The sequence below is a fragment of the Kiritimatiellales bacterium genome, assembly GCA_041656295.1.
Taxonomy (GTDB): Bacteria; Verrucomicrobiota; Kiritimatiellia; order Kiritimatiellales; family Tichowtungiaceae; genus Tichowtungia.
Genome location: JBBADV010000004.1, coordinates 1 through 12,215 on the forward strand (window position 1 = coordinate 1; position 12,215 = coordinate 12,215).

8 protein-coding genes are annotated in these 12,215 nt (G+C 50.8%); 6 read left to right on the forward strand and 2 right to left on the reverse strand.

All coding sequences use genetic code 11. The features are described 5' to 3' along the window. Positions 1–123 precede the first annotated feature (123 nt). Positions 124–1,623 carry a DUF4080 domain-containing protein gene (locus tag WC959_03350; protein MFA5688173.1) on the reverse strand — a complete coding sequence of 500 codons (1,500 nt, stop codon included), beginning with the start codon at positions 1,621–1,623 and terminating at the stop codon, positions 124–126. Positions 1,624–2,004: 381 nt separating this feature from the next. Further along, positions 2,005–3,192, reverse strand: coding sequence for an MFS transporter (locus WC959_03355; protein MFA5688174.1), 1,188 nt, complete (start codon positions 3,190–3,192; stop codon positions 2,005–2,007). A 335-nt stretch (positions 3,193–3,527) separates the two neighbouring features. Between WC959_03355 and WC959_03360 the strand changes: the two genes are divergently transcribed. The 6 genes from WC959_03360 to WC959_03385 all read left to right on the forward strand — a co-directional run bounded on the left by WC959_03360 (position 3,528) and on the right by WC959_03385 (position 12,174). Beyond that, positions 3,528–5,990, forward strand: coding sequence for an alkaline phosphatase (locus tag WC959_03360; GenBank protein ID MFA5688175.1), 2,463 nt, complete (start codon positions 3,528–3,530; stop codon positions 5,988–5,990). Between the two features lie 12 nt (positions 5,991–6,002). Next, positions 6,003–6,998 carry a Gfo/Idh/MocA family oxidoreductase gene (locus WC959_03365; protein MFA5688176.1) on the forward strand — a complete coding sequence of 332 codons (996 nt, stop codon included), beginning with the start codon at positions 6,003–6,005 and terminating at the stop codon, positions 6,996–6,998. A gap of 47 nt (positions 6,999–7,045) precedes the next feature. Continuing rightward, positions 7,046–8,329, forward strand: coding sequence for a Gfo/Idh/MocA family oxidoreductase (locus WC959_03370; protein MFA5688177.1), 1,284 nt, complete (start codon positions 7,046–7,048; stop codon positions 8,327–8,329). A gap of 292 nt (positions 8,330–8,621) precedes the next feature. Continuing rightward, complete coding sequence (locus WC959_03375) at positions 8,622–9,656, forward strand: LacI family DNA-binding transcriptional regulator (protein MFA5688178.1); 1,035 nt, start codon at positions 8,622–8,624, stop codon at positions 9,654–9,656. 239 nt (positions 9,657–9,895) lie between these two features. Next, complete coding sequence (locus WC959_03380) at positions 9,896–11,071, forward strand: M20/M25/M40 family metallo-hydrolase (protein MFA5688179.1); 1,176 nt, start codon at positions 9,896–9,898, stop codon at positions 11,069–11,071. After that, complete coding sequence (locus WC959_03385; GenBank protein MFA5688180.1) at positions 11,068–12,174, forward strand: serpin family protein; 1,107 nt, start codon at positions 11,068–11,070, stop codon at positions 12,172–12,174. The genes WC959_03380 and WC959_03385 overlap by 4 nt, the downstream gene beginning before the upstream one ends. The last annotated feature ends 41 nt before the right edge of the window (positions 12,175–12,215 follow it).

Consider the following 12,215-nt stretch of genomic DNA (forward strand, 5'->3'; position numbering starts at 1 on the left):
TAAAAAACAGGCCGGGAAAACCGCCGCTTGACAAACCATAACGAAAGAACTACCCCATGCCCGTCAACGATCAAAAATCAGCACCCCTTCGGTGTCTTTTTTATATGAGGCAATACGCTATTGCTACGTTTTTCTCGTTTGCCGTTCCATGCCTTTCAGTGACGCACCGGAATTGTTCAGATCGCGGTCAATGGCGCGGCGAACAGTGCTGGAGTCAAGCTTGCGCCTGCCGGTTAAAAATTTTTCAAGCAGTCCGGCGAGTTTAACCGGCGCAATGCCCATCGACGAGCCGGTGCGTTTATAGAGCCATTCGCTCCATTCCATGAACGCCGCAAAAACTGCCGGCTGTTTTTTCCAGATCAGCGGCGCGGCATGCGGGAAACGCCCATTGTTCACCGTGATGTCCCAGAAGCGCGCGAAGCGCCGGATTTCCTGCAGTTCAACAAAACTGAGTGTGGCGGTTTGCAGCACATCGTACGGCGGTGCGGTATTATAAACCATCTGCCATTTGACATCGTGCCGTGCAATCGGTGCCCCGTGCAGTTTTTTAAGAATGCCGAGTTGAATTTCCTGCGGTCCGCAGGCATGCAGGCGGTCAAAACCGCCGGCGATGCTTGCGAATGTTTCGCCGGGCAGTCCGGCGATTAAATCGGCGTGCAGATGCACGGAGTTCATGGCCGCGAGTTTGCGGATATTCTGTTCAATTTTCCCGGCGTTGAAGCGCCGGTGAATCCGTTCGGCAACTTCAGCGTTAAAGGTTTGCACACCGGTTTCAAGTTGAAAGAATCCCGCCGGCGCACCGGAGAGAATTTTTTCAAGCGCCGGCGGCAGAATTTCCGGTTCCCATTCAAGGTGCAGCATCATGCCGGCCTGCTGGCGTTCAAGAAAGAAATTCAATACAGCGGCGGCATGCGCAGTGTTGATATTAAAACTGCGGTCGATGAACTTAAAAATACGCGCGCCGCGTGCGATCAGTTTTTCAAACGCCGGGAAAATACGCGCCGGCGGGAAAAAACGGACAGTCTGGTCGAGTGCGGATAGACAGTATTCACAGCCGAACGGACAGCCGCGTGAGGTTTCAACATAGATCCGGCGGTGCGCAATATCATCATCCGTGTATTCATCGTACGGCAGAGCAGTTTTTTTCAAGTCCGCCGGCGCACCGGAAATTATCTTCGGCGGACGGCGCGGGGCAGACATTCCTGTCTGCCCGGAGCAGACAGGAATGTCTGCTCCACAGTTCAGAATATCGCGGCAGAATGTTTCAATGTAGGGCTCACCTTCACCGCGCAACAGATGGTCGGTGAGAGCAATGAGCAGCGAATCGGAATTATCATAGCAGACTTCAGGTCCGCCGATGGCAATTTTTATTTCGGGATGAACGCGCCGGATGATGGCAGCGGTTTCGTAAACGATGATGCGGTTCCAGATATAGACGCTGAAGAGAATGAGTCTCGGTTTTTCTGCCAGCAGTTTTTCGGCGGCGATGTGCGGTGAAATGCGGTTGTCAAATTCGATGATTGCAGACGAATCGTGCAGTGCGCCGAGGTTTGCACGCAGACAGCGCAGGGAGAGTGATGTGTGGGAATAGCGCGCGTTGAATGTTGTGAAAAGGATATCCATGGTTTGATCTTAAGGCCTTTGACAGTTTTTCTGAATCCATTCGAGAAAATCCGGATGGCCGGATTCGACCGGCAGAATGAGAATACAGGGGCATTCATAAGGATGGGAGTGCATCGCCATAGAGCAGTTAGATGATAGTTAAATTCTTATTTTTATTGGGTTCAATCCTTTCAAAATATCCTTATTTTTCCAGTTTTTTTATTAAAAAAAGCGTTTTTCTTAAAATCCAAATTTTTTCTCGACGTTTCATATCAAGGCCATTTAGACAATTTGAATAAAGTTATGAAAACTGAAGTCCGGGGACTGCGAACACCGGGTTGGCCAGTACGATCAGTTTGTATACGCTGATCATGAGCACAGCTTATATCCGCGATCGCGGAATTAATTAAAAAATGTTCGGCAGCGGAATTTTGGACGGATGAGCAGCAGTGCGCCGGCGGAAATGAGCAGGGGAATTGCTGCGAATAAGAAAACTGTATGTGCCGGAACACGGGCGAACAGCAGATTCATGATACTTGGCGCCGCCACATAACCGACGGCTCCCGCCGCAATGGTTGTACCGAGTACTGTACCGGAATAACCGGTGTTTTCCGCTGCGGAAATGCTTACAATCATCGGCCAGGTTCCAGAAATGGCGATACCGGTGAATGTAAACATAACCATACTGATAAGCCAGCTGTGTGCCGCCGGTTGCAGACCGAGTGTAACCGCCGCCAGCAGCAGCAATGTGATGGTCAGCGGAATATGCGGGATGCGCTCAGGAATGGCGGCGCAGGCCCACCGTCCGAGCAGCATACTGAGCCAGAAAATGGATAAAAACGAGATGGCCCGGTGTTCCGGCGCGTGATGGACGGTCTGCAGATACGCATTGGCGTAAATAATAATGCAAGCTTCCGTCAGCACAGAAAAAAACAGCGCACAGCAGGGCAGCAGGAATGATTTTCGTTTTGCAATGATGCCGAGCGCGGCGGGATGGATCCGTTCATCCTGTGCCGGCGCCGGCAGTTTTGTGCACGTGAAAAGCACCGTCAGCAGAGCAGATATTATCGCCACGCCGATAAAATAAATCCGCCAGCTCATGCCGAGCGGCAGCAGCCAGCTCATCAGCGCCGGTCCCGCAATGGCGCCGGCACAGAAAACGATCTGTGAGAGATTCATAAAAAAGCGCCGGCGTTCCGGGTACAGATCGGAGAGTACCGTAGTACTCATGCTTTCAATTACGCCGCCGCCCATGCCCATCAGAATTCCGCCGGTGATTGCCATATTCAAGTTCACTGAGGCAGTCCATGAACCGGCGCCGGCGAGCAGCAGGATGCCGGCGGCCGACAAAACGGCTTTTTTCCCGATGTAATCCGCCAGAATCCCGCAGACAACCGCCGCCAGCAGATAACCGCAGAATTGAAACGCCGCGACCTGTGCCAGTGTTCCGGCGTGAACCTGCAGCGCATCCGCCGCCCGCAGCAGTACAACCGGCAGTGCATTTGATGCAAATGCAAATACGAACAGGGATAACAGGGCTGCTGCTGTGGCAAACTTCAGGTCGCCGGATTTCAATTGTTTCATACGCATCAAGCTACGATACTTCCTTTTTCCCGGGAAGCAGGAATAATTTCTATAATTAGTTTAACAGTATACCTGCGAAATTGATCGTCCGGGTCCAGGTTGAACTGATGGATCTGTTTTTCCGCATTAAAAATGCTGCCGATGCCGGGCGTCAGCTGGTCATGATTATTGATTTTCAATCTTCACGATGCCGGAAAATATGCAATTAACCTTTTATCCGGCGTTTGCAACCCATCCGCGTGTCCAAAAAAAAGGAGATAAATTAGACAGTTTATATTTTTGCATTAACCGGCATTTTTCTTGAAAAATAAGTGCCGTAAAACTGATACAGGAGAAAGAGAATGCGATTTAAAACCAAAACAGGAATTTTTAAAAAATTTTTACTGATATTTCTGTTCGCCGGCTTTGGGTTCGGTCAGACCCCGAAATATGTATTTCTGATGATCGGCGACGGGATGAGCGGTTCACACCGGAGACTGTTTCACGATCAGTTTGGGCCGATGACGCTGGGCACGTTTGAAAAATCAATTCTAACCGGCACGGATAACGTGCAGGGAAAGACAACGGATTCGGCAGCATCCGGTACAGCACTGGCTTGCGGTATTAAGACCTGCAATGGTGCGATTGGGATGAATGCGGATAAGGTTCCGGTGACGGGTCTGGCGAAAATTCTGCAAAATCGCGGCTATAAAATCGGCATCATTTCATCGGTGGGTATTAATGATGCAACGCCGGCGGCGCACTACGGCAACCGCGAACACCGCTCGCTGCACGCCGGGCTGCTTTCCGACATGGCGGCGAGTAACTTTGATTTTTTCGGCATCAGTTCGGTACTTTATCCAAAAGGTTATACGGAAGCGATGTTTGAGGCGCGGATGCGGCGCAGCGGCTATGAGTTTTGTCGCGGAGCCGAATTATTCAACTTAGATCCGGCGAAAAAGAACGCGGTGATGTCGTCGATGGATCCGGACTGGCCGGCGCAGACACGTAACGGGCCGTCGCTGGCGGAGTATACGCGCGAAGCGGCGAAGCTGCTGAAAAACGATATCGGCTTTTTTATGATGGTTGAAGGCGGTGCAATCGACCATCGTGCGCACAATAATGATTCCGCCGGAATTATCCGTGAAATGGCGGAGTTTGACCTGGCAGTAGCCGCGGCGGTTGAATTTTATAATCAGTATCCGGCTGAAACGCTCGTTGTGGTTACCGCAGATCACGATACCGGCGGAATTATTTTTGAAGAGGATAAATCCGCCGCGCCGGGATTTTGGACAAGCCAGACGATGAAGCTGCTGGATATGGAGCCGGTGATGGAGCAGATGAAAAACTCCGGCGCCGGACTCGATGCGCTGGTTGAGTGGTGCGTGAAAAACACCGGACTTGAAGACCTGACCGCTGACGAAACGGCGCGCATCATGCAGGCGGCGAATTATTACGTGCATGGCGGACTGACTGCTGAAGATAAAATGACCGGCTACGGCCGGTATAATCCGCTGGCGGTGGAAGTAATGCGCGTGCGCGATACGCGCAACGGTTTCCGCTTTACAACGTTCGGCCACACCAGCCGGAAAATAATTACGAACGCCAAAGGCTCCGGCGCCGGATTGTTTACTGAACCGCTGGAAAACAGTGATATTCCGCACCGGATTGCAACCGCAATGCTCGGCCGTAACGACGAATTAATTTCCGGCGCAAAAACAATACCGTTTCCGCCGAACGAAGCGATGGATTATATTGCATTGCAAAGCGCAACGCCGGAATCGCTCATGCTCCGTGCCGGACTGATGAGCGAGCAGAATCTGAGATTCACGCTGTCGGCGGGAGAAAACGTTGTTGAGCAGAAAGAATTTTACGGCGCATCCGGCCGGATCATATTTTCGGATTTAACGCCGGATACAGACTATACAGTTCGCTGCGAATCCGGCGCCGGAAAAGTACAAAAACTGACCGCGCGCACTTTAAAACAGCCTGCCGGAAAAAAACTGATGAGCCTTGCGATTATCAGCGACCCGCACGTTTCACTTTTTCCGGATAATCCGGCAAGTCGTATGCACTCGCTCAGCGTCGATATTCTGACCGGTATTGTAAACGACCTTAACCAGTCCGGTTGTGAACTGCTGCTGCTGCCCGGCGATCTGACCGATAAAAGCCGGGAGGAGGAACTCGAAGCGGTTGAAAACGTGCTGTCCGGCGCCCGAATGCCGTTGATTGCGACGAAAGGAAATCACGATCAGGCCGAGGGCGGATTTGCCGAAAAATGGGAACAGCTGTTCGGCGCGCCCGCCGGAATAAAAACCATTTCCGGCATACAGTTTGTATGGCTGGATACGAATGACGGCAGACTGAACAAACCGTGGAACGCCGGTGTGATCAAGCAGCTCGACGAAACCAAACCGGCCGTCATTATTTCGCATTATCAGTTAGTGCCGGACAAAGCGATTGCGCCGCGCGATGCCGATGCCGGAATCCATGACGCAAAAAATTTCCGGTGCCGTTCAATGCTCAAAAAAATCGCACGCAGCAGATCGATCATTTATGTCGGCCACAAAAACATTGCGAGTATTGCCATGCTCGGCAACGCACCGCAGTTTAACTGTCCGCAAACCACTCAGTTTCCGAACGGCTACCTGGCTGCCGAAATTTATGAATCAGGAATCCAGCAGTGGTTTGTTCCGGGTACGGATCCGTACCGCGAAGAATATTCGCGGCGGCTGGATTCTTCGAGTCAGCGGACGGAGACACCGTTCCGCGATGCAAATTCATTTACGGTCTGGAACCGGTTCGTTCCGTGGCCGAAAAATTAATTTTTAGCAGTTATGAAAAATGTTGTGTTTATCGGCGGATGGGGGCACTGGTTTGAGGCGGCGAATGAATTCAGCGTGTGCAGCGATGTCTGTTTTTCCGGCGCCGCGCCGGCGTATGCCGGTGAAGAACTTTCCGGTGTGGTGAACCATCCGGCGCTTGCCGGAATTCCGGTGTTTAACAGTGCCGATGAGTTGTTTAAAAACGTGGCGGCGGATATTGCAGTGATCAGCACGCGCCCCGGAAATATTGCGGCGACAGTGATTTGTGCGGCGGATGCCGGGTGTGATGTGATCGCCGAAAAACCGGTCGGGATCACGTTCGATGAAGTGGATGCGGTGGAGACGGCGCTTAAAAAAAATAACGTGCGTTTGATGGCGATGTTTTCAATGCGCGCCGATCCGGTTTTTCAAACCGCGAAACGGCTGGTGAACGAAGGCGCCATTGGAATGCCGGTGCTGGTGAATGCGCGCAAGTCGTATAAATTCGGCGATGAAACAAAACGTCCGGACTGGTTCGGTGAACGTGCTGTTTACGGCGGAACATTTCCATGGGTCGGCATTCATGCGCTGGATATCATCCGTTTTACGACCGGTTTGAAAATGACACAGGTCGCGGCGCTGCAGAATAATTTTATACATCCGGCACTGCCGGCATGCGAAGATTCATGTGCCGGGCTTTTTATGCTGAGTAACGGCGCACCGGCAACGGTAAGCATAGATTATTTCCGTCCGGCGTCTGCCGGAACGCATGGCGACGACTGGGTACGGATTGTCGGCACCGGCGGAATTATTGAAGCGCGCTCAAATGAAACCAGCGTTACTCTTTTGAAAGACGGAAAAACTCCGGAACCGGTTGAACTGGATATTCCGGCGCCGCTGTATCTGCCTTTTATCGAAAACAAAAATGCGCTGACGAATACGGCCGATGCACTTGAACTGACTCGCGCCGGATTATGCGCGCGGCAATCGGCGGATGAGCAGAAAATTATTAATATCAATAAACAATGACTGGATTTTCAGAACATTTTTAAAAATTAATAATGGAGCAATGAACATTGAACATTAAAAATTTACCATTGAATATAGCCATGATCGGTTGCGGCGGATATTCCGGCACGCTGCGTTCTGCGATCAGTAAAATTCCGGAACTCGGGCGTCTGATCGCCGTGACCACCCGAAATGCGGAAAACGATGCCGCGCAGGAGTGTACTGCTGCCGGGGTTGCGATATACAAGGATGTTGATGATCTGTTCAAACACATTACGCCGCAGACCTGTTCTGCGATTGTCATCCCGACCGGCATCGACAGCCATTTTGAATATACCAAAAGAGCGGTTGAAAACGGCTTCCATGTGATGCTGGAAAAACCGCCCGTCGCAACGGTTCAGGAACTGGATAAGCTGATCGAACTGCAGCGGCATACCGGTAAGTGGATTTTTGTTAATTTCCAGCATCTGTTCACCTCGTCTACTGCTGAGATAAAAAACCGGGTGATGTCCGGTGAGTTCGGCCCTGTTAAAAGTGTGCATGCGCACGCGCTCTGGCGGCGTCCGGAAGAATATTTCCGGCGCAATGTGTGGAGCGGGAGACTGCGTATAAACGGCGGCTGGGTGCTGGACGGAACCGTTGGGAATCCGCTGGCACATTTGATGGCGGAGGCGCAGTATCTGGGGAATTCCGGCGCCGGTATGCTCGTGCCGGCAAGGATTCAGGCGGAGTTGTATCACGCAAACACAATTGAAAGCGAAGATACGAGCGCCGTTCGAATTCAGGCGGACAACGGAGTGAAACTGTTTTTTAGTGCCAGCCTGGCGACTGGAGAGTTTGGTACGACAGTCTGTGAAATCTATACCGAAAATGCGAAAATTACACTGACGGAATACCGGCTGGTCGATATTGAATTTAACGATGGACGGAAAGAGTACCATGATTTTACAGAAAAAGATGACGGGGTGTTCAGTCGAACAGCGATGCTGAGCTCAATGATCCGCAGCATCAACGGCGAGCCTCCGTTGATCACAGTTGAAGAGTGCCGTCCGTTTATGCTGGCGTGGAACGGTGCGTTTGAATCAGCCGGCATTCCGTCGGCGATCGGCGCGGAGTTTATGACGATTGAACAGCGGGGTCAAAGCACATTCCGGTGTATAAAAGACATTGCCGGCCATGTCAGAAAAATGGCCGGTGAAGGTCTTATGTTCTCCGAGGCCGGAATTCCGTGGGCCAGCCCCGGGCAGCTCGTAGACATGCGGAATTATACGCACTTCCCTTCGCTCAATTACGGGTTGATCGAATTGGGAAAAATGCCGGCGTCCCGGCGTGGGCCGGAAAAAGATTCATAAAAAATCCGTATCGCCGGACATTTGTGGTTTTATCTGCGCACCGGAAATTTTGCAGGGAGATTTGGCGGCAAGGTATTATACCGGCTGTATTGCGGCATACATATCGCCGCTCGAAGCGACCTTGCGCAACGCAGTTCTTCATACCACTTGCCGGTCAGTTAATCGAATTGAGTATTTGTTTTGCGGCTTTTTTAAACCACTATCCTGCGGTCCGGTTGAAGCCGGGAGGCCTGCAACTGCTGCATAGGAAAATTTTACTTTTGTAATATCTGTTTTACAGTACAGTTTTTGAATGAATAAGACAGTAAAAATGGCGGATATCGCCCGTGAAGCGGGCGTCTCTATCGCAGCGGTTTCACTGGCGCTTAATAATCATGCCCGTGTTTCAGCGGAAACAAAAAAACGTATTTTACGTATTTGTGAAAAAAGAGGTTATCAGATTAACTCCGCCGCCCGGGCGCTGGCCGGATACAGAAATCCTGCAGAGAATAATCAACCGGTGTATATTGGTACACTGGCGCTGCTTGAAAGTGAACAGCTTGCAAAAATTATTCGTCCCAGCAGTGATACCCAAAATGAACGCCGGCAGTTTACTGAGGCCTGCCGGCGGATGGGCTACCGGATGGATCATTTTGTTGTTGGCGAAACAGCGCCGGCGCAGCGTGCGCTGGGACGCACACTGCTTTCCAGAGGAATTCATGGATTATTGATTTACGGGTTCCATTCCGATTTACACACATGGGGAATCGGCTGGGAGAATTTTGCCGCGGTTGCCTATGCCAGTTCTGTTACGGAACGTTTTATTCATAATGTAATGAGCAGTTCCTATCAGGATGTGTTTTCAGCGATGCTTACTCTGCGCGAACGGGGATATCTGCGTCCCGGATATGTCATGAATCTGCCGTTTTTTCAGCCCTGGGCGGCAGGGTATGCCTATGCCGTGGATAATGTGAAATTCCAGCAGATACCGAAATTGATTATGGACGGGACGCTGGAGCGTTCTCAGTGGAAGAAAAAATTTTTGAACTGGTTTAAAAAATATACGCCGGACGTCATCGTCTCCGGATGCAACAAATTAATCCCCGAAATTTTCGCGGAAGAAAATATTCGCATGCCGGATGATGTAGGGTATTTAAGCGTTGATTCATGGGATAGCGTCCGGCATTTGTCCGGACTCCATCAGTTGCGGGAAGAGGCGTATCGCATCCTGGTAGATATCCTGCACGGAATGTTGCGGCGTAATGAACTCGGTCCGCCTGCGCAGCCGTATTGCATTCAAATACCATCGGTATGGAATGAGGGCACGACACTGATCCGGGAAAATTGAACAGTTTTGTGTATAGAATAGCGGTAAAACTCCGCTACTGCGCGTTAACGCAAATTTTGTTATTCAAATGTCATCAGTCATAAAAACTGAATTGCTCCGTATCTTATTCGCTGCATTATCCTTTTTCTAGGTGAAAGTGATTTTTAAAAACCGGATATCCTGCTCAGATAAACAAGGCTTTGAGGGGATTATTAAAAAAATCCATTTATATCTGCGTTACCGGCGGTTATATTTCCGGTATGAATAATTTGCTTAATGAAAAAACAGCAGTTGAAAATTTAATGGAACTGCTGGCAGCTGACGGACCAAGCGGCCGTGAAGGCCCGGTGGCAAATGCGGTTAAAAACCTGCTGTTAAATTCCGGCGTTAAACAGGCATGGATCCGCGAAAACGCCGGCAAAGCACGTCTGCCGAAACACTTTGAAATCGGTAATCTGATAGTAAAAATTCCCGGCACGGTGAAAGCGCCGCGTATTATGTTTTCGGCGCATCTTGACACAGTCCCGCTGTGCCGCGGCGCAGTTCCGGTGCTTAAAGGAAATCATATTATTCCAAAAGAAAAAACCGGGCTGGGCGGCGACAACCGTGCGTCGGTCGCCGCCATCGTTTCGGCGGTGCAAACTGTATTGAAAAATGATCTGCCGCGTCCGCCGCTCACCCTGCTCTTCACTGTCGGCGAGGAAAACGGATTGCACGGCGCCAAAGCATTTCGTCCGGCGGACGGCGGAAATCCGGCGATGTGTTTTAATATTGACGGCAGTGGCGAGCACGGCGGAATTATCGGCGCACTCGGCGCGGTACGCTGGACGGCAGAAATTCACGGCAGGAGCGTGCACGCCGCGGTAAATCCGGAGGGCGGAATTTCGGCTGCCGTGATTGCGGCAAATGCCGTTTCAAAACTGAAAGCGGACGGCTGGTTCGGGAGGATTAATAAAAGCGGTATTTCCGGTACGGCGAATGTCGGCACGATGAACGGCGGTGAAGCGGATAACCAGGTAATGGATTTTATGGTGGTCACCGGCGAGTGCCGGAGCCATTCATCGGCGTCGCTGAAAAAGATCTATACGGCGTGGCAAAAAGCATTTGAGCAGGCGGCGTATGCGCAGAAAAACAGCTCCGGCAAGCGCGGTTCGGTGATGTTCTCAGTGATGAGTGATTACCGCAGCTTCCGCCTGAAAACCGGCGCGGCGGTAGTAAAACGCTTCTTGCGCGCTGCTCCGCAGGCCGGGCGCAAAGCGTATACTGAAGTGATCAGTGCCGGTCTGGATGCAAATATTCTGAACGAAAAGGGAATTCCCACCGTCACATACGACGCCGGAAATTATCATGCGCATTCATTGAATGAATATGTGAATATCCCGCGCTACCTGGAAGCGTGCCGGTTAACGGAAATTCTGATGACGGAGACAATGTGAAAAAACTGATCTGTTTATATGCGACATTCTTCTCATCGCTCACCTTTGGCGGTGACTTTGCATTTAAACTCTATGCTCAGTTTAAATCCGGCGCCGGCAGTTTCTCCTTTTCGCCGGCAAGTATTGAAACCGCACTGTCAATGACACGCGAAGGCGCTGACGGAAATACATTGCAACAGATGAGTCTGCTGCTGCCGGAATTTACACCGTTCCCGCAAACCGGCAATGATATCACGCTGAACAGCGCCAACGCGCTGTGGATTGGCAATTTGCTGACAGTAAAAGAGAGCTTTAAAAACACTGTTATTGAAAAATATGATGCTGAAATCCGCACTGCCGACTTTGCCAATAATGCGAACGGTGAACGGCAAAAAATCAATTTCTGGGTTGAAGAAAAAACAAATGAAAAAATTAAAGAGCTGCTCGCTGCCGGCTCGGTAGCGCCGCTGACACGGCTGATCCTGGTAAATGCAATTTATTTTAAGGGCGACTGGCTGCACGCGTTCGATAAAGAGTGCACTGAACCGGCGCCGTTTCATACCGCGTCCGGCGCCGTTACCAATGTGCTGATGATGGCGATGAAGCCGGCGCAGTTTAATTATATGGAGAATGAAACGTTTCAGTTGATTGAACTGCCATATAAAGGCGAAGAACTCTCCATGCTGATTGTCCTGCCGAAACATGCCGCCGGACTTGAAAAAGTTGAAGCGGGATTTTCCGATGCCGCGCTGCAAAACTGGATTCAAAGTATGCAGTCGAAAGAGATCAGTGTGTTTCTGCCAAAATTTAAAATTGAAACAGAACTTTCCAGTCTGAAAAAAACATTGTTAGTATTAGGCTTGATCGATGCATTTGATCCGCACACTGCCGATTTTTCAAACATCAGCACCGAAAACCTGTTTCTCTCCGACGTCGTTCATAAAGCCTTCGTACAGGTCGACGAAGAAGGCACCGAAGCCGCCGCCGCAACCGGAGTTATTGTGCGTGCCATGGCATTTCATCAGCCGGTAGAATTCCGCGCTGACCGTCCGTTTATCTTCATTATCCGTCACAACGAAACCGGCGCCCTCCTCTTCATGGGGCGCGTATTTAATCCGGCTTAACACATTTTGGTTGTATTGAATGTGGGGCAGACTTTCCAGTC

What these genes read in the sequence shown, in the direction of transcription:
- WC959_03350 (MFA5688173.1), bottom strand. Translation starts at nt 1,623, where the DNA reads ATGGATATCCTTTTCACAACATTCAACGCGCGCTATTCCCACACATCA.
- WC959_03355 (MFA5688174.1), bottom strand. Translation starts at nt 3,192, where the DNA reads ATGCGTATGAAACAATTGAAATCCGGCGACCTGAAGTTTGCCACAGCA.
- WC959_03360 (MFA5688175.1), top strand. Translation starts at nt 3,528, where the DNA reads ATGCGATTTAAAACCAAAACAGGAATTTTTAAAAAATTTTTACTGATA.
- WC959_03365 (MFA5688176.1), top strand. Translation starts at nt 6,003, where the DNA reads ATGAAAAATGTTGTGTTTATCGGCGGATGGGGGCACTGGTTTGAGGCG.
- WC959_03375 (MFA5688178.1), top strand. Translation starts at nt 8,622, where the DNA reads ATGAATAAGACAGTAAAAATGGCGGATATCGCCCGTGAAGCGGGCGTC.
- WC959_03380 (MFA5688179.1), top strand. Translation starts at nt 9,896, where the DNA reads ATGAATAATTTGCTTAATGAAAAAACAGCAGTTGAAAATTTAATGGAA.